16 protein-coding genes and 1 pseudogene are annotated in these 17461 nt (G+C 62.9%); 12 read left to right on the forward strand and 5 right to left on the reverse strand.

The features are described from left to right. From HP499_RS08785 to HP499_RS08800, 4 genes and pseudogenes are all read left to right on the forward strand, one after another. Positions 1-201: pseudogene (locus HP499_RS08785) on the forward strand (pyruvate dehydrogenase (acetyl-transferring) E1 component subunit alpha); the annotation flags it as partial. After that, positions 201-1181, forward strand: a complete 981-nt coding sequence (locus tag HP499_RS08790; RefSeq protein ID WP_172323714.1) for an alpha-ketoacid dehydrogenase subunit beta — start codon at positions 201-203, stop codon at positions 1179-1181. The pseudogene HP499_RS08785 and the gene HP499_RS08790, both read left to right, overlap by 1 nt. Before the next feature lie 75 nt (positions 1182-1256). After that, on the forward strand, positions 1257-2894 hold the full coding sequence (locus tag HP499_RS08795; RefSeq protein ID WP_172323715.1) for a 2-oxo acid dehydrogenase subunit E2: 1638 nt from the start codon (positions 1257-1259) through the stop codon (positions 2892-2894). Between the two features lie 124 nt (positions 2895-3018). Then, complete coding sequence (locus HP499_RS08800) at positions 3019-3573, forward strand: phosphatase PAP2 family protein (protein WP_309138361.1); 555 nt, start codon at positions 3019-3021, stop codon at positions 3571-3573. Positions 3574-3622: 49 nt separating this feature from the next. Here HP499_RS08800 and HP499_RS08805 read toward each other — a convergent pair whose 3' ends face one another. From HP499_RS08805 to HP499_RS08815, 3 genes are all read right to left on the reverse strand, one after another. Then, positions 3623-3934 (reverse strand): hypothetical protein, encoded by a 312-nt coding sequence (locus tag HP499_RS08805; RefSeq protein WP_172323727.1) that lies wholly within the window; start codon positions 3932-3934, stop codon positions 3623-3625. Between the two features lie 172 nt (positions 3935-4106). Further along, on the reverse strand, positions 4107-4535 hold the full coding sequence (locus tag HP499_RS08810) for a universal stress protein (protein WP_172323716.1): 429 nt from the start codon (positions 4533-4535) through the stop codon (positions 4107-4109). After that, positions 4532-5839 (reverse strand): PLP-dependent aminotransferase family protein, encoded by a 1308-nt coding sequence (locus tag HP499_RS08815; protein ID WP_172323717.1) that lies wholly within the window; start codon positions 5837-5839, stop codon positions 4532-4534. The genes HP499_RS08810 and HP499_RS08815 overlap by 4 nt, the downstream gene beginning before the upstream one ends. Positions 5840-5950: 111 nt before the next feature. Here HP499_RS08815 and HP499_RS08820 point away from each other — a divergent pair, with 111 nt between their 5' ends. The 3 genes from HP499_RS08820 to HP499_RS08830 all read left to right on the forward strand — a co-directional run bounded on the left by HP499_RS08820 (position 5951) and on the right by HP499_RS08830 (position 8490). Beyond that, a complete protein-coding gene (locus HP499_RS08820) occupies positions 5951-6799 on the forward strand; it encodes an isocitrate lyase/phosphoenolpyruvate mutase family protein (protein ID WP_172323718.1) in 849 nt (282 codons plus the stop codon). A gap of 97 nt (positions 6800-6896) precedes the next feature. Next, positions 6897-7970 carry a hypothetical protein gene (locus HP499_RS08825; protein WP_253951480.1) on the forward strand — a complete coding sequence of 358 codons (1074 nt, stop codon included), beginning with the start codon at positions 6897-6899 and terminating at the stop codon, positions 7968-7970. Further along, the gene (locus HP499_RS08830) at positions 7951-8490 is read left to right on the forward strand and encodes a hypothetical protein (protein WP_172323719.1); all 540 of its coding nucleotides are present in this window, start codon (positions 7951-7953) and stop codon (positions 8488-8490) included. Before HP499_RS08825 ends, HP499_RS08830 begins: the two co-directional genes overlap by 20 nt. Before the next feature lie 61 nt (positions 8491-8551). Here HP499_RS08830 and HP499_RS08835 read toward each other — a convergent pair whose 3' ends face one another. Both HP499_RS08835 and HP499_RS08840 read right to left on the reverse strand, forming a co-directional pair. Continuing rightward, on the reverse strand, positions 8552-9403 hold the full coding sequence (locus HP499_RS08835; RefSeq protein WP_309138362.1) for a GerMN domain-containing protein: 852 nt from the start codon (positions 9401-9403) through the stop codon (positions 8552-8554). Positions 9404-9569: 166 nt separating this feature from the next. Beyond that, a complete protein-coding gene (locus HP499_RS08840; RefSeq protein WP_172323720.1) occupies positions 9570-10136 on the reverse strand; it encodes an NAD(P)H-dependent oxidoreductase in 567 nt (188 codons plus the stop codon). A 119-nt stretch (positions 10137-10255) separates the two neighbouring features. Between HP499_RS08840 and HP499_RS08845 the strand changes: the two genes are divergently transcribed. The 5 genes from HP499_RS08845 (at position 10256) to HP499_RS08865 (ending at position 17177) form a co-directional block, all read left to right on the forward strand. Beyond that, positions 10256-10861 carry a TetR family transcriptional regulator gene (locus tag HP499_RS08845; RefSeq protein WP_172323721.1) on the forward strand — a complete coding sequence of 202 codons (606 nt, stop codon included), beginning with the start codon at positions 10256-10258 and terminating at the stop codon, positions 10859-10861. Between the two features lie 392 nt (positions 10862-11253). Continuing rightward, positions 11254-12237 carry an ABC transporter permease gene (locus HP499_RS08850; protein WP_172323722.1) on the forward strand — a complete coding sequence of 328 codons (984 nt, stop codon included), beginning with the start codon at positions 11254-11256 and terminating at the stop codon, positions 12235-12237. After that, entirely contained in the window at positions 12237-13199 is a 963-nt protein-coding gene (locus HP499_RS08855) for an ABC transporter permease (RefSeq protein ID WP_172323723.1), read from the forward strand. The genes HP499_RS08850 and HP499_RS08855 overlap by 1 nt, the downstream gene beginning before the upstream one ends. Beyond that, positions 13196-15370: an ABC transporter ATP-binding protein gene (locus HP499_RS08860; protein ID WP_172323724.1), complete on the forward strand. Its 2175-nt coding sequence runs from the start codon at positions 13196-13198 to the stop codon at positions 15368-15370. The genes HP499_RS08855 and HP499_RS08860 overlap by 4 nt, the downstream gene beginning before the upstream one ends. A 79-nt stretch (positions 15371-15449) precedes the next feature. Further along, positions 15450-17177 carry an ABC transporter family substrate-binding protein gene (locus HP499_RS08865; protein WP_172323725.1) on the forward strand — a complete coding sequence of 576 codons (1728 nt, stop codon included), beginning with the start codon at positions 15450-15452 and terminating at the stop codon, positions 17175-17177. The last annotated feature ends 284 nt before the right edge of the window (positions 17178-17461 follow it).

A 17461-nucleotide genomic window follows, 5' to 3' on the forward strand; every position in this document is an offset into this window, starting at 1 on the left:
GCATTCTTCGATCAGGTCAAGGCCGACGGCGATGAACTGGCCAAGTACGTCCGCAGCACCACGCATGGCCTTGAGGTTCCGGACATCCGGCAGGCCTTTGCCAGCGTTTACGCCGAACAACACCCGCTGATTGCGGAGGAACTGGCCTGGTTCGAGGAATACTCGGCCGGCTTCGAAAGTGACGAGGAGACAGCTCACTGATGGCAACAATGACCATTGCGAAGGCCATCAACGAGGGTCTCCGCGCATCTCTGACGAACAATCCCAAGTCACTGCTCATGGGTGAGGACATCGGACACCTTGGCGGTGTCTACCGCGTTACCGATGGCCTGATCAAGGAGTTCGGTGATGATCGCGTCCTGGACACGCCGTTGGCGGAATCGGGCATCGTGGGTACGGCCATTGGGTTGGCGTTGCGTGGGTACTCACCCGTGTGCGAGATCCAGTTCGACGGCTTTGTCTACCCCGCTTTCAACCAGATCACCACCCAGCTGGCCAAGATCCATGCCCGCAGCCTTGGCAAACTCACCGTTCCGGTGGTCATCCGCATTCCCTACGGTGGCGGTATCGGCTCGATCGAACACCACTCCGAGTCGCCGGAAGCACTGTTCGCCCACACCGCGGGATTGCGCATCATTTCCCCGTCCAATGCCCACGATGCCTACTGGATGATCCAGAAAGCCATTGAGTGCCAGGACCCTGTCATCTTCTTCGAGCCCAAGCGCCGCTACTGGCTCAAGGGTGAAGTGGATGTCCAGAATGCCGGTCTTTCAGAAGATCCCTTCAAGGCGCACGTTGTCCGCGAGGGCACCGATGCCACCATCGTGGCTTACGGACCGCTGGTTCCCGTGGCCCTGGCGGCAGCCAATGCCGCCACCGAAGACGGACGGAGCATCGAGGTTATTGACCTCCGCTCCATCTCGCCTCTGGATTTTGACACCGTGGAAGCCTCGGTGAAGAAAACGGGCCGTTTGATCGTCGCCCACGAGGCCCCCACTTTCGGCGGCATCGGAGGCGAAATCGCAGCACGCATCAGCGAACGGGCGTTCCTCCACTTGGAAGCTCCCGTGATCCGCGTGGGCGGATTCCACATGCCGTATCCCGTCGCCAAGGTGGAAGAGGACTACTTGCCGGACATCGACAAGATCCTCGAAGCACTCGACCGTTCGCTGTCCTACTAAGCGCCCGCCTGGCCTACTCAACCGCCCTGATCCTGCCCGGCTTCGCTGCCTGGTAACCGGAAATCGAGGACCACTGTGACTGTAAAGAAATTCAACCTGCCGGACGTCGGCGAAGGACTGACCGAGGCCGAGGTAGTGGCTTGGAAGGTCAAGCCCGGCGACATCGTGGCAATCAACGATGTCCTGTGTGAGATCGAAACGGCCAAATCCCTCGTTGAACTGCCATCTCCCTTCGCCGGAACGGTGACGGAGTTGCTGGTGGAAGAGGGAATCACGGTGGAGGTCGGCACGGCGATCATCGCTGTATCCGAAGGCGCAGACGACGCAGCAGGTACCGGCGGCACCGCAGACGCCGGGGACGCAACAGGTACCACGGGCGAGGCAGCGCCGGAAGCCCCCGCCGTCGAGATGCCGATGTACGGCAAGCTGTCCGTTGATGACGACCAAGACGACAACCGTCCCGCCGGTGGCCCGTTGGTGGGCTCCGGACCAAAGGCCGATGCCGTCAAGCGCCGTGCGCGGAAGCGTCCGGCCGGTGCCGTTGAAGCAGCCACGATCGCCGAAAACGCCGAAGGTACAGTCCAGGACCACCAGGCAGTCGTTGAAGCAAAGGCGGCCGAAGTGCCGGTTTCGCACCGCACGACGCCGGCACGCACCGCCGTCGGGTCCGTCACCGCCTCGCCGGTCACCGCCTCGCCGGTCACCCAGCAACCGGCTACCCAAACACCGGCCGTGCAGCCAAGCCAAGGAGCGGGAACCCCGGTAGCGGTATCCCGCGGTGCTGCCCTCAGCGGTACCATCAGCGGCCTGGTCAACAGGGTCCTGGCTAAGCCGCCGGTCCGCAAGTTTGCCCGTGACCTGGGCATTGACCTCGCGGATGTCGTGGCCACAGGCCATCGCGGCGAGGTGACCCGTGAGGATCTGGTGAGCTACCAAGCGCAGCGCGATGCCGAGCACGATCAGGCTGACTCGTTCTGGGGTGCGTCCAAGAAGCCGCAGGATCAGCGCATTGAACGCCTGCCCGTCAAGGGTGTGCGGAAGGCGACCGCCAAGGCCATGGTGGAGTCGGCGTTCTCGGCCCCGCACGTCAGCATCTTTGTGGACGTCGATGCCAGCCGGACCATGGAGTTCGTCAAACGACTCAAAGTATCCCGGGACTTCGAAGGCATCAAGGTTTCACCCTTGCTGATCCTCGCCAAGGCCGTGATCTGGGCCGCGGCACGCAACCCCAGCGTCAACGCCACGTGGGTGGACAATGTGGACGGAAACGGAAACGCCGAGATCCAGGTCAAGCACTACATGAACCTGGGCATCGCGGCCGCAACCCCGCGTGGCCTCATGGTCCCGAACATCAAGGACGCCCAGGACCTTTCCCTCAAGGAATTGGCTTTGGCCCTCAACGATCTGGCCACCAAGGCGCGCGCGGGCAAGACCCAACCGGCGGAGATGCAGGGCGGAAGCCTGACCATCACCAATATCGGCGCCTTGGGCATCGATACCGGAACGCCCATCATCAATCCGGGCGAGGTGGCCATCATTGCCTTCGGAACGATTAAGCAGAAACCGTGGGTCTTGGACGGGGAAGTCATTCCGCGCTGGATCACCACGCTGGGCGGTTCGTTCGATCACCGGGTGGTGGATGGCGACTTGTCGGCACGCTTCATGGCCGATGTCGCTGCCATTCTTGAAGAACCGGCGCTGTTGCTTGACTGACGGGTCAGCATCTCGGGGTCCGGGGACGGCTTCCTACCCCGAAGCTGGGGCCACGGATTCCGGGCATGTACCCCCTCAGCTGGTCACGGGGGCATGGCGCACCGTTGCCAGGGTACTGACGGAAGTGTTCCAACCGCCGGTTGTGGTGATGGTCCTGCTGTTGATCAGCCCGGCAATCGAACCAGGGTTTCCGGGGACCATGTGGTTCGGTCTCCTGGCCGCAGTGTTCGTCTGTGTTCTGCCACTGGCGTACGTGCTGGTCATGGTCAGGCTGGGCAGGATCACGGACCACCATGTCAGCGACCGTCGCCAACGGCCGGCGTTGTTGCTGATGGCGTTGGTCTCGGTGGTGGTCGGGCTGGGAGTGTTGCAGCTGCTGAACGGCCCCGCCAGCGTATCGGTAATGATCATCGCGCTTATTGGCGGGATCGCCATACTGGCAGTGGTGAGCGCCTTCTGGAAGATGAGCGGGCATGCCTCTGCCCTGGCTGCGGCGGCGGTCATTGTGGTCGCGATGTTTGGACCTGCTTGGTTGCCTGTGCTGCTTTTGGTACCGGCGGTGGGCTGGTCGCGGCTGGTCCTGCGCGCCCACACCTTGGGCCAGGTGATTGTTGGCTCACTGTTTGGCGGAGTGGTGATTGCCGGGCTGTGGTGGCTGCTGCGGGAATGGATGCTCTAGGCTTTCGAAACCACGGGCACAATTCGCTGCGTTGGCCCAGCGTTCCGGCCTAGAACGCGGGGTAGCTGACCAGGAGTGCTTGGAGTTCGGTGGTGGACATGTTGTTGGCCATTTCCACGCTGATGCCCATGGCAACAGCTGCGATGGTAACCATCGCCACGCATGCCAGGGACAGGAAGCGCCAGTCCTTGCGGAACACGCTGCCAAAGGTCTCCGGCATGTCCAGGCCGGGGCTGATGACGTTGGGGGCGCTGTCCCAAGAGCCGTCGTCGAGCATTGCGATGATGCGGTCGTTGCTGCGGTCATAGCGCATGGTGCTGATGCTGTTGCCATGGCGGGCAAGAAGGATGTCGTGTCCCACGCGCTGGCGCGGCTGCAAAGTAAGCAAGAAAATGATCCCTTGAAGTCAGTAAGTGGAGGTAGCACGCGCCATTGGGGCATCTCGATTTTATAACGATGACTTCAGGGGCAAGGCCCAAAAAACGCCAAATGCCGGGTGAGGCTCCCCACCCGGCGGCGTGATGCGGCTCGCTTTACGGCTGGTCGGTCTTGGCGATGTAGACATCGCACGGGGCAGTGTGCGCCACGGTGTTGGCCACGCTGCCGAGTACCCGGCCCAGTCCCTGCATGCGGCGGTTCCCTACCACGATCAGGCTGGCATCCTGCATTTCGGCTTCCTTCACCAAGGCTTCGCCGGGCTTCCCGCGGGCTGCGGAGTAGGTGATGGTGAGGCCCTCATGCGCCAGGCGTTCGGCAACGGTTCGGGCTACGGTTTCTGCTTCGGCGGCGTCGGACACGATCCATTTGTCGGTGCCAATCTCAACCACCTCTGTGCGGTTGCTGTCGAACGCGCTGACAACGCGCAGGCTGGCCCCGAGGCCGATCGCCAGTTGCCGGGCGGCCTCGGCTGCCCTCATTGCCGTCTCGCTGCCGTCTACTCCGACAATCACAACTCCGGTCATTGTGCTGCTCCTTCATTGATGGCTGTGATGGCTGCTGCCAAAACTGGTGCCAAGCGGCGGACGCCTTCGGCAATCGTATCCGGCGGCACCGCACTGAAAGCCAACCGGAGCTTGTTGGAAGGGCCCTCGGCTGGGGAGAAAGCTGCGCCGGGGATGAAGACGACGCCGGCGTCAATCGCTTTTCCGAGCAGCGGATAGGTATCCACGCCTTCGGGCAACGTCACCCATACAAAGAAGCCGCCGTCCGGCCGCGTCCATGTCAGGCCTGAGGGCATGTACTCATCGAGCGCGGACAGAAGCGCCTGGCAGCGTTCGGCATAGAGCGTCCGGTACGTGTCAATTTGGCCTTCCCAGTCGTATTCCCGCAGATATGCCGAGACCAGCATTTGGTTCAGCGGGGGAGGGCAGAGGGTTACTGCCTCTGACGCGAGGTAGAAACGTCGCTGCAGGTGGGCGGGGACCAGTGCCCAGCCAATGCGCAGCCCGGGAGCGAAGATCTTGGAGAAGGAGCCGAAGTAGATGACATCATCCGGGTTGGCGGCGCGCATGGGTGCGATCGGGTGCCCGTCGAAGCGCAGGAGTCCGTAGGGGTTGTCTTCAAGCACGATAATATTCGCGTTGCGGCATATATCGACGATCCGCTGCCTGCGCTCTTCCGCCAGCGTGATCCCGGAGGGGTTATTGAAGTTGGGAATGGTGTACAGGAACTTGATGTTCTTGCCCTCGGACTGGAGCGCAGCGATCCTGGCCTCGAGAAGCTCGGGTACCAGGCCGTCGTCGTCCATGTCGATCGGCTGCACCTCAACCTGGTACGCCTCGAAAGTATTCAGCGCGCCCACGTACGTGGGGTTTTCCACGAGGACAACATCGCCCGGGTTGCAGAAGACCTTGGTGGCAACGTCCTGCGCCGACTGTGAGCCCGCGGTGATCACCACGTTTTCCGGCAGGGCATCGGTAATGCCCTCGGCTGCCATGACATCGCAGATCTGCCGGCGGAGTTCCTCGGTACCTTGGCCGCCGCCGTACTGCAGTGCGGTCATTCCTTCTTCGGCAATGATGCGGGCGGCGGTTTGTCCCAGCTTTTCCAGCGGCAGGGATTGCAGATAGGGGTTGCCTCCGGCGAGGGAGACAAGTCCTGGCTGCATCGAGATATCGAAGACATCCCGAACTGCGGACTGCTTGATGTTGGCGGCCCGCGCCGAGAACAGTTCCTCGTGCGGGTGGGCGGCCGTGGCGGCACGCTCAATGGCGTCGATGGCTTCAGCGGGCAACGTTGCGCCGGCATCCAATGTTTCGTGGGTCACAGTGACAGGATACTCCTCGATGTTGCTAATGAGGCAACAGTTGTTTTCAAACATCTCCTAGTCTGGCATTCGGCGCTTTACCTTGCGATGCGGAAGGGCTGGAATGTAGCTATGACAGCGCACCGCGGATCCGTGACCAAGGCCGAGCAATTCCACAAACTCCATGACGCCGGGCCCGCGCCGCTGGTGCTGGTCAACGTGTGGGACGCTGCATCGGCCCGGGTGGTCCAGGAAGCAGGGGCGACGGCGATCGCTACGTCAAGCTCCGCCGTCTCTTGGAGCCTGGGATTCCGGGACGGGGACCATGTGCCGTGGGGCTTGGCCATGGCAGCCCTGGGCCGCATAGTCGGCGCCACCACGTTGCCGGTCACCGCCGACATCGAAACCGGATACGGGCGCACCGACGATGAACTGAGGGCTACCGTCCACGCCGTCCTGGACGAAGGGGCCGTAGGCATCAACATCGAGGACTCAGCCATGGAACCGCTCACCGATATCGCCGAACAATCGCGCAGGATCGTCCTCATCCGTGCGGCCGCAGACGACCGCGGGATCCCGTTGTTCATCAATGCCCGCACGGATACCTATCTGTCCGGTGGCTTCGAGGACACAGCCTTCGACGAGACGTTGCGGCGTGCCGAGTCCTATCTCACTGCCGGCGCGGACGGCGTCTTCGTGCCCGGTGTCGTCGATCTTCATGTTCTCCACGAACTGTCCAGCCGGATACCGGCGCCGTTGAACGCCCTGGCGGGAGTAGGTGCGCCATCCCCGCTGGAACTGCACGACGCCGGCGTGCGCCGCGTCAGCATCGGCGGCAACACTGCCAAAGCGGCCTACGCCAAAGTTGCGCGGGTGGCTAAAGAGATCCTGGGTGACGGCAACTGGGCCGGGCTCGCTGGTACGCGTAGCCACGACGAGATGGACGCACTGTTTGTGGAGGGACCCAAGTACAGCTTGTGAACTGATGCAACGCACGACGGCGGCGCCCGCCTTTAATGTCGGACCCCGCCGATACCTTGGGATCAGAAGGAAAAGCCACCACGGCAGGGGAGTATGGATGGCACGGCGCAGTGTGCAGTTCTGGCGCATCGAACAGTTGAACGGTGATGAGCTCAACCGTCCCTTTCCTGCGCGCCGGGTGGCGGAGGTCCTGAAGAACGCCCAGGATGCCGCGACGGATCGGCATTTCACCAGTGCGGACGGAACGATACTGCTCGCCCAGGCGGTGACATCCTCGCCGCATCCGGTGCTACTGCTCGACCGGGTACGGGAGACCAATCTGCCGAGCGTTGGTGATGCCCTGGGCCGGCGTAAACCGCTCCCGCTGGCTCCGGGCGATCACCTTCTTGAAACCACGTACTTCGCATTCCTGAAGAGGAACGTGATTGCCGTGCTCACCAGCGGCAACGGCCCCCGGGCATCCCGAATGGGTGAGTATCTTGGGGGAATGCTGGGGCTGGAGCTCACCTTGGTCCCCGTTGTGAGGGAGGACGTTGAGGAGATCCTCACCCGGCTTGAAGTCAGCCGTTTCGAGTTCGCACTCCCCGCCGAGCGCCTCTCGGGGAAACTGATGGAAGGCGAATGGGCAGACGTCCTGGACAGTGCCTCGCGCCTCATGAACGAAGGGACATTCCGGATTTCCCTGAGTGTTGGGCGGGCCGGGAAAGCGGAGGACAAACAGCGGATCAGGGAACGCATCCAACAACTCATCGATCTCTTCCGCCGCGCCGGTTCCGTGGAGCACTTTGACTACGTGGTGGCCGAGGGCAAGGATTCCCTGACCGGTGACCGCGAGGTGGTGGATTTGTTGAAGGAGCGGTTCATTTCGCACATTGACGTTGATCCGGATGTATTCAATGATCCGCAGAAATCCGTAGCCGAGGCCGTCACCATCCTCAACAAGCAAGCCAGGGATAACGAGGCATTCTTTGCAAGGACCCTGCCGGACGTCAAGGGCACCGCTGACCCAGGCCTCGTGCCGGACCTTGTTGCCGGCGGAATGGCTGCAGCGCGGGAGGCCCTCGCCGCGGCGACACTCCCTGACAAAGCTGGGACGCTGCCCAATAAAGCCGCTGCGCTCCCTGACAAAACCGCGACGGGCGGTGCGGGCCATGAGCTTGTACGAGGTTGATATCCAACGCAACGGGCGGCGACGCACACGGTGGCGGTGGTTCCTGCTGCACCCCACTGCCGACTACCTGTGGGCGGTGTTTGCGGTCCTGATCTGGCTTGGCATCGCGCTGCTGGCCCGGCAGCCGCTGTTACTTGAAGGGGCCGACGCCGGAACCCGCCGGACCCTCTTCCAGACGCTCGCCACCTTGGCGGGGGCCACTGCCGGGCTGACTCTCACCAGCGTCTCCATGCTCATCAACGTGCTGGGCAAGAAGGCCCCGCCAGGCCAACGGGAGCTCCCTTTGGAGAAACTCTCGGCAACCCATCGGCGGCAGATCGGGGAAGTGTTCCTGTTCGCCATCCCGGGGCTTGGGCTGCTGTTGGTTGCTGCCTTGGTCACCATGGTGCTTGAAGGAGGCGCATCCACCGGGCTGTGGATTCCCGAAGCCCTCGTGTTTGTGCTGGCGTTCGCCTCGGTCCTGGCGTTATTGCGGGTGGCATGGGCGTTGCGCCGGGTGCTGGCCATCGCGACGGCGTGATGCGTCAGCCCAGCGCTCGAAGATACCGTCGCCGGACCCTCGCCAGTGGCCAAAGCTATGCTCAGCGTACGCTCAGGGCCTCCGTCAAGGTCCTGCCGTTGACGTAGATCTCGGCCCGCGAGGCACCACTGGCTGCCACGATTGTCTGCGTCAGCTGAGCCTGGATGCGCGGAATGTCGCACACGCCACCGGGCCGCAGTGTTCCGCTGAGGTTCACCACCACCGTAGCCCCGCTCATGTAGCCGGAAAGGTAGCGCAGGGAGGAACCGGCCAGGGCGTCGTAAAGGGCGGCATCGCCGTCCACGGGCATCCCCGCCTCCAGCAACCGGGCGAGCGCCACGGACAACGGGTCGCCGGGCACGGCCACGCCCCTGACGGGCACCAGGCTGTCGTTGCAGCCGAACCGCACGCCGCGGGAGCCGCCGTCGTCAATTGCCACGTAGTAGACCGCGGGACCGGAAGCATCCACGGTCATGACCGTCCCGGTTTCTGAGGGCTCCGGAGCGCTGGTTCCCGGTTCGGGGGAAGGCTCGACGACGGCACGTGGCTGGGTGGGGGCGGCCGCGGAAGCGTCCGGGGTGCCTGGGGGAGTGGATGAAGGTGCCGGCGGTGTTGGTGTTGCCGGCGCAGGCGGCCCGGCGGACACGGAAACGGAAGGCTTGCCAGCGATTGTGGGGGCAGAAGTCGAGGCAACAGGGCCGGACGCAGAAGGCGTAGCGCTCTGTGTGGGTGCCGGCGGCGTCACGGAGACGGTCGGCAGAGGGGCTGCACCTTCGGGAACAGCAGGATCTGCGGGGACAGCAGTGCAGCCAACCACCCACAGGCCGAAGACGAGGCAGGCAGCCGCGATCGCCGTCGTACTTTTTGGTCCCCGTCCGGCATGCATGACAGCTCCGCGCTCCTGTCCGTCCACCTGTACCTCCAACGTTAGGACGGGTGGGCGGAACACAACATCCCGCTACGGTGACGGTTCGGACAAGAGTTGATCACGCTGAAGCAGCCAGCAGTCCGGGAAGGCGTCGGGAACGTCAATGCCCCCGCCCCGCGGAAAGCGGAACGGGGGCATTGAAGGCGAAAGACTAGGCTGCTGCTTCTTCGTCCTGAGCGGCGGTCAGCGGCTCGAAGATGCCCTTGATCTGCTCTACTACCTCGGCGTCGTCCTTCGGGTGCAGTTCAGCGAAGCGGATCATGGAGCCCGGAACGGCCAGCTTGACGTCTTCGAGGACCTTGGCGCCGGCGATGCCCGCGGCCTTGCGGGCTTCGTCCTGGGCCCACACGCCACCGAACTGGCCAAAGGCGGTTCCGACGACGGCGGTCGGCTTACCGGACAGGGCGCCGGCGCCGAACGGGCGGGACAGCCAGTCGATGGCGTTCTTCAGCGATGCGGGCATGGTGCCGTTGTGCTCCGGGGTGACCAGCAGGATGGTGTCGGCCTCGGCTGCTGCGGCACGGAGTGCTGCGGCTTCGGCGGGGACCTGACCTTCGACGTCGATGTCCTCGTTGTAGAACGGGATGGTGCCCAGGGAGCCATGGATCTGCACGTCAACGTTCTCCGGAGCGTTCAGCTGGATGGCCTCGGCGAGCTTCTTGTTGTGGGAGTCGGCGCGCAGGCTGCCGACGAGGGTAAGAACGGTGCTCTTGGACATGGTGTCTCCTTGTGTCTGGCCGATTGGGGTGCCGGCCGTTCGATGTCTTGGCTTTGGGGCCTTCATCGATACTAAACGGACTGCGGTCCGGTTTCTATTCCCGGGTCTAGAATATTTCTGTGAGCTCGATCCCCATGAGGCCGGACGTGCCCTTAGGTGCGCCCCATGAGCGCAGCGACGCAGCGAGGAATCGCGAGCGTCTGCTCAATGCTGCCCGGGACCTCGTGGCTGAGTTCGGGGCTGAAGCCCTGACCATGGATGCGCTCGCCTGTAAAGCGCACGTGGGCAAGGGGACTGTCTTCCGCCGGTTCGGGAGCAGGGCGGGGCTCATGATGACCCTGCTGAGTGACTCGGAGTCCGAATTCCAGCGGGGATTCATGTTCGGACCGCCTCCGTTGGGACCCGGCGCCGCACCAAAAGAACGCCTCATTGCCTTTGGCGAAGGGCGGATCTACTTCGTCCTGGAAAACGGCGAACTCCTCAAAGCCGCGGGAGCTGCCACCCGCAACAGGTTCGATGTCCCGGCCACCAAGCTCTCGCACCGTCATATGGAAGTCCTGCTGCGGGAGGCCGGGATCGCCGATCCATGGGTCATGGCCATGTCCCTGACGTACGCACTGGACCCCGAGCGCATTGTGGACGACGTCCGCGTCCGCGGGATATCGCCCACGCGCCTCACGGATTCCTGGCGCGAGCTGGTCACCCGCCTGCTGCGCACCACCTGACCCCCCTGGATGAGCGGGGTGTCGGCCAGCCTCCCGCGGCCCTGTTAGCGCACCCATTCCCCCAGCCGCGAGCAGGCAATCCCCAGGGCCCCGAGGCCCCAAGTCCCAAGGGTGTGCGCTCAAGTCCCCGGCGCATCAATATCGTGACGCAGTCTGCACATAACAATCTGGCTGCAAGGCGCCAATCTGGAGGCGCGCTGGCAAAACGTGAAGCAGTTATTGTGGTAGTTTCCTCTTGAATGTGACGCATGCCATACACGGCTGGTGATCACTGAAGGGGTGCGGGGGACCCAACAACCCGCTGCGCCAATTCGTAGCTGACGCCGGCCACAGCCGGGAACCGCGGAAGGACGAGCTTTGAGTTTTGCCACGATTCGGGGCAGCCACCCGACATGCTGAAATATCTGATGAAGCGGTCGGGCATTTACCTGATCATGATCTTCCTGACCACAAGCGCCGGGTACTTCCTGGCGGTCTCATCGCTCAAGCCCGCAGTTTTGGAGCAAGAGAAAATCCCGCGGCCAACTCCCGAGCAGGTCAATGCCTCCTTCCGGGGGCTGGGCCTGGACCCGGAGAAGAACGCCTGGGAACGCTACATCGAATGGCTCGGTGGCATTCTCACCCGCTGGGACTGGGGCCGCAGCCCGAACGGGGCCTTTGTCAACGCCGAGTTCGCCGATCGCGTGATGGTTTCCACCCGGCTGTTCATCGCCTCGATCATCCTGACCCTGGTCATCGGCGTCGCCCTCGGCGTCTACTCAGCAGCGCGCCAGTACAAGTTCCAGGACCGCGTCATCACGTCCTACAGCTACCTGGTCCACATCCTCCCCGCACCCATCGCATACTTCCTGGTGCAACTCGGTGCCATCAGCATCAACGAGGCCGTGGGCGAGCGCATCTTCTTCGTCACGGGAATTTCGACGCCGGGAATCGAGCCAGGCTGGCCGGCTTTCGTTGACCTTGTGGCCCATTACGCCGTGCCCACCTTCGCGATGACCATCTTCGGTTGGGCCGGTTACCAGATCGCCCAGAGGCAGTACCTCCTGGACAACGTCAATGCCGACTTCGTCCGCACCGCACGGGCCAAGGGGCTCACCCGGAACCAAGCCATCAGGAAGCACGCACTGCGCGTCTCCTTCATCCCGGTGGCCCAGAGCATTGCGTTCACTATCCCCGCAATCTTTACCGGCGGCTTCTTCGCCGAAGCCATCTTCGCCTGGCCCGGCATCGGACTCTGGAGCATCCAGGCCATCAGCCTTCAGGACGTCAACGTTGCCACTGCCACGCTTGCGTACGGTTCGGTGATCTTCGCGATCGGCGCCATCCTTGCCGACTTCGCCACCACGCTGGTCGATCCACGAGTGAGGGTCCAGTAATGACCAACATCATTGACCCCATTGCGGAAATCGACGAGTCCCGGGTGGGCGACCAAGACGTCGTCATCGGGAAGTCCCGCATCATCTTCCGCCGCTTCATGCGCAACCGGACCGCCGTCGCGGGTTTATTCATCTTCGTTGCCTTGTTCCTCTTCTCTATTTTCGGTGGGTTCCTGACCCAATGGGACAAGGACACCCTTGATCCTTTGAACATTGGTATGCCGCCCTCCCCGGACCACCTGCTGGGCACCACGCAAGCCGGCATCGACCTCATGGCGCTCATTGTGGACGGCACCCGGACATCGATCCTGATCGGCTTGATAGTGGGCGGGGTGTCCGTGCTGATCTCCGCTGTGTACGGCTGCACCATGGCGTTCTTCGGGGGCAAGGTGGACGCCACCATGCTCTTCATCCTCGAAGCCCTCATCATGATGCCCGCCATCCTGGTAGTTGCCGTGGCAACCAGCGGCAGCGGGGGCCTGAAGGACCTTCCCAGCTGGCTCCTGCTGGTGGTGGTGCTGCTGTTCTTCAGCTGGATGGGAACCGCCCGCCTGGTGCGGTCGCTGTCCATGTCCCTCATGCAGCGCGACTACGTCAAAGCCGCCAAGTACATGGGTGTCCCGTCCCGCCGCATCGTGTGGCGCCACCTGGTTCCCAACATCGGCTCCTTGCTGGTGCTGGACTTCACCCGCGGCATCACCGGCGCGATCCTTGCCGAGGTGGCCTTCTCCTTCATCGGCATCGGTATCAAGCTTCCCGACGTCAGCCTCGGTGTCCTCATCGGTCAGGCCACGGGCCAAGTGTCCTCCTTCCCCTGGATGTTCTGGGTCCCGCTGACCGTCATGTTCCTGCTGACCGGTTCGCTGGCCATGATGAACGACGGCCTCCGTGACGCGTTCGATCCCAGCTCCAGCTCCATCGGCCGGGCGAAGACCAAGACCGCAAAGAAGGTCACCAAATGAGCACCAACACCACACCCGTCGAGCGCCTCCGCGACGCCGGACTCTACTCACCCGGGGACGCCGTCCTGAGCGTCCGGGACCTCAACGTCCGCTTCAACTCCGAGAATGGCGTGGTCCACGCCGTCCGCGGAGTGGACTTCGACCTCATGCCGGGCAAAACCTTGGGCATTGTGGGCGAATCCGGCTCGGGCAAGTCCGTCACCTCCATGGCCGTCATGGGACTCCTCCCCGAAACCGCCGACATCACCGGTTCCGTCCGTTTCAAGGGCAAGGAACTGCTGGGGCTTAGCGACAAAGCCATGTGCAAGCACCGCGGCAGCGACATCGCCATGGTCTTCCAGGACCCGCTGTCGTCCCTCACACCCGTCTATACGGTGGGCACCCAGATCATCGAGGCGCTCACGGTCCACAACCCCACCATGAGCAAGCAGGCCAAAGAAGCCCGCGCCGTCGACCTCTTGCGAATGGTGGGCATCCCCAGCCCCAAGGACCGGCTGAAGGCCTTCCCGCACGAATTTTCCGGCGGTATGCGCCAGCGCGTCATGATCGCGATCGCGATCGCCAACGATCCGCGGGTGCTCATCGCGGATGAACCCACGACGGCGTTGGACGTCACCATCCAGGCGCAGGTGCTCGAAGTCCTGCACACCGCGCAAGAGGAGACCGGCGCCGCCGTCGTCATGATCACGCACGACCTCGGTGTTGTGGCCGGCATGGCCGACGACATCATGGTGATGTACGCGGGCAAGCCGGTGGAAACCGGCACCGTGGAGGACATTTACTACAACCCGCGGATGCCGTACACGCTGGGCCTCCTGGGCGCCGTTCCGCGGATCGACACCGCCACCAAGCAGTCGCTGGTTCCCATCGAGGGCACTCCGCCCAACCTCGCGCTCCCCGTCACCGGATGCTCGTTCGCGGCCCGCTGCCCCATGGTCAGCGACGCGTGCCTGCACGGAGAGCCGGAACTGTTCCCCGTGCCCGGAGTTTCTGTGCCCGGTGTTGAGGGCCAGACCCTGGGACACAAGGCCGCCTGCATCAAAGCCGAGGAACTGTCCGGCAACGCCGACGCGCACAAGATCTTCCACGCGCCGCCCAAGCCCGTTTCAAAGTTCGACGGCGTAGCCCGGGTCGAGCGCGACAAGGTACTGGAACTCAAGGACGTAAAAAAGCACTTCCCGCTGCTCAAGGGTGCCTTGATCAAGCGACGGATCGGCACGGTCAAGGCCGTGGATGGCCTGAGTTTCGACATCCGCGAAGGCGAGTGCGTCTCGATCGTGGGCGAGTCCGGCTGCGGCAAGACCACCACGCTCCTGGAGATCATGGAGTTCCACCCGGACCAGGTGGGCGAAGTGGTGATCGGCGGCGTCAGTAACAAAGTAGCCACGGACCACAAGACCAAGATGGCCATGCGCAAGGAAATGCAAATGGTGTTCCAGGACCCCACGGGTGCCTTGGATCCGCGCTTCACGGTGTACGAGGTCCTGGCCGAACCGCTGGAAAACCTGGGCATGCCCAAGGCCGCCATCCGGAAACGCATCATGGAACTCATGAAACTGGTGGGCCTCCAGCCGGACCACGTGAACCGCTTCCCCAACCAGTTTTCCGGCGGCCAGCGCCAACGCATCGGCATTGCCCGGGCGCTCGCGGTCAACCCGAAGCTCGTGGTCCTGGACGAACCGGTCTCCGCACTGGACGTGTCAGTGCAGGCCGGTGTCATCAACCTACTGGACCAACTTCGCGCCGAACTCGGCCTCAGCTACCTCATGGTGGCCCACGACCTCTCAGTGGTCCGCCACATCTCGGACCGCGTTGCCGTCATGTATCTCGGCAATATCGTGGAGACCGGTGACGTGGACGATGTGTTCGACAACCCGCGCCACCCCTACACCAGGGCGTTGCTGTCGGCGATCCCCGTACCGGATCCGCAGCTTGAACGCACCCGGGAACGCATCATCCTGGAGGGCGACCTGCCCAGTCCGCTTGATGCGCCCAAGGGATGCAATTTCGCCACCCGTTGTCCCGTATTTGCCGCACTACCTGCCGCAAAGCAGGAAAAGTGCCTTACTCTGGAGCCGCCACTGGCTTCTGAGGAGGAAGGCGCACAGGACTTCGCATGCTTCTTCCCGGACGGAGAGATAGACGCCGACATGCTGGTGGTGCATGCCTGACGACATATGACGCATTTGAAATGAATCCCTGGTCTCAACTCGCAAATGAATTTCCAGTCGTAAACATGAAGGGCAAACCATGAAGAAATACACGACGATCGGCGGCGTAGCGCTCGTAGCAACGCTCATGCTGACCGCTTGCGGCGGGGGAACGCCGTCGGGTCCGGCCTCGCAGAAGGCAGAAGAAAGTGGCGGTGACATCAGCAAGCTGATCAGCGTCAACGCCAAGGAAGCAAAGGACCTGGAACAGGGCGGCACAGTCACCCTGGCCGTAGGCAGCATCGGTCCTGACTTCAACGGTTTCTCAAACGTTGGTAACAGCGCCGATACTTCGGCACTGCTGACACCGGTCAACACGGCTGCCATCAGCAGCGGTGGCATTGGTGGCTGCTGGAAGCTGGACTTCAGCGGCAAGGCCGAGCCGAACAAGGACTTCTGCGAAGAGGTCAAGAGCGAAGTCAAGGATGGCAAGCAGACCATCACCATCAAGGTCAATGAGAAGGCCACCTGGAACGATGGCACGCCCATCGACGTGAAGACGTTCCAAAACACCTGGAACATGCTGAAGGGTGAAGACAAGGCCATCGACATCGTCACCGCAGGCAACTACGCCTTTGTTGACTCGGTGGAGGCCGGCGCCAATGACAAGGAAGTCGTTGTCACCACCACCCAGCCGGTCTACCCGCTGGACTCCCTCTTCTTCGGTCTGATCCACCCCGCCAACAACACCGCGGAGACCTTCAACACCGGATTCGCCGGCAACATGCACCCCGAGTGGATGGCCGGCCCGTTCAAGGTGGAAAACTACGACACCACCGCCAAGACCGTCACCATGGTTCCCAATGAGAAGTGGTGGGGCCAGAAGCCGGTCCTCGAAAAGGTCATCTGGCGCCAGATGGAGCCGAGCGCAACGATCGCTGCTTTCAAGAACGGTGAAATCGACGCAGCCAACGGACGTACCCTGGGCCGCTACAAGCAGCTCGAAGGGACCACCAACTCCGAGATCCGCCGTGGCCAGCGCCTGTTTGCCGGTGGCTTGAACCTTAACGCCAAGCGCCCCGCCCTCACCGACGTTGCCGTACGCAAGGCGATCTTCACCGCCGTCGACCGCAAGGCCATCCGCGACGTCCGTTTCAACGGCCTGAACTGGTCCGAAGAGAGCTCGGGCTCCATGATGCTCATGCCGTTCTCCGAGTACTACCAGGACAACTACCCTGTGAAGGACACCGGTGCTGAAGCTGCCAAGAAGGTCCTGACGGACGCTGGCTACACGGCCAACGACAAGGGCATCATGGCCAAGGACGGCGTCCCCGTCGCCTTCAAGATCACCAACTTCGGTGATGACCCCACCACCGCTGCCACCACGCAGACGCTGCAGAAGCAGCTCCAGGCTGCCGGCATGGATGTGTCCATCGACCAGCGCGGCGATGCTGACTTCGGCAAGGTTGTTGGCTCCCGCGAGTTCGATGTCACCATCTCCGGCTACACCGTGGGCCCGGATGCTACCGACGCCGTGAAGCAGTACTACGAGTCCGAGACCAACGAAAACGGCCTCGGCGACGCTGAGCTTGATGCAGAAATCAAGCGTCTTTCGACCATTGCCGATGACGCCGAGCGCAACAAGGCCGCCATGGACGTAGAGAAGAAGCACATGGAGAAGTACTTCTCCATGGGCGTCGTGATGAACGGCCCGGAGATCCAGTTCGTGCGGACAGGCCTGGCCAACTACGGCCCGTCGCTGTTCCAGAGCCTCTCCAACGTTCCGGACTGGACCACCCTCGGCTGGGAAAAGGGCGCCAAGAAGTAGCCCACAGCTGTAAATTCCCAAGAGTAGTTTCCTGAAGGCCGGGAGCTTCCCTGAACCTGTTGATCGGTTCGAGGAGGTTCCCGGCCTTCGCCGTCCCCCACCCGCACGCTCTCTCACGTCCCGCGGGCTTGAGCCGGTCGCTCTATCACCCGGTGATAGTGCCCCTATGTTTTTCGTCAAGCGGTTGCGGGTGTTGGGGGTTGGTAGAGGGTGCCGTCGCGGAGCATGGCGTAGAGGGTATCGCAGCGTCGTCGTGCCAGGGCGATGAGTGCCTGGTTGTGGCG

Origin of the sequence: Paenarthrobacter sp. CM16 (assembly GCF_013179505.1) — a bacterium.
Classification (GTDB): Bacteria; Actinomycetota; Actinomycetes; order Actinomycetales; family Micrococcaceae; genus Arthrobacter.

What these genes read in the sequence shown, in the direction of transcription:
- HP499_RS08865 (WP_172323725.1), top strand. Translation starts at nt 15,450, where the DNA reads ATGAAGAAATACACGACGATCGGCGGCGTAGCGCTCGTAGCAACGCTC.
- HP499_RS08840 (WP_172323720.1), bottom strand. Translation starts at nt 10,136, where the DNA reads ATGTCCAAGAGCACCGTTCTTACCCTCGTCGGCAGCCTGCGCGCCGAC.
- HP499_RS08790 (WP_172323714.1), top strand. Translation starts at nt 201, where the DNA reads ATGGCAACAATGACCATTGCGAAGGCCATCAACGAGGGTCTCCGCGCA.
- HP499_RS08855 (WP_172323723.1), top strand. Translation starts at nt 12,237, where the DNA reads ATGACCAACATCATTGACCCCATTGCGGAAATCGACGAGTCCCGGGTG.
- HP499_RS08860 (WP_172323724.1), top strand. Translation starts at nt 13,196, where the DNA reads ATGAGCACCAACACCACACCCGTCGAGCGCCTCCGCGACGCCGGACTC.
- HP499_RS08810 (WP_172323716.1), bottom strand. Translation starts at nt 4,535, where the DNA reads ATGACCGGAGTTGTGATTGTCGGAGTAGACGGCAGCGAGACGGCAATG.
- HP499_RS08825 (WP_253951480.1), top strand. Translation starts at nt 6,897, where the DNA reads ATGGCACGGCGCAGTGTGCAGTTCTGGCGCATCGAACAGTTGAACGGT.
- HP499_RS08820 (WP_172323718.1), top strand. Translation starts at nt 5,951, where the DNA reads ATGACAGCGCACCGCGGATCCGTGACCAAGGCCGAGCAATTCCACAAA.
- HP499_RS08830 (WP_172323719.1), top strand. Translation starts at nt 7,951, where the DNA reads ATGAGCTTGTACGAGGTTGATATCCAACGCAACGGGCGGCGACGCACA.
- HP499_RS08850 (WP_172323722.1), top strand. Translation starts at nt 11,254, where the DNA reads ATGCTGAAATATCTGATGAAGCGGTCGGGCATTTACCTGATCATGATC.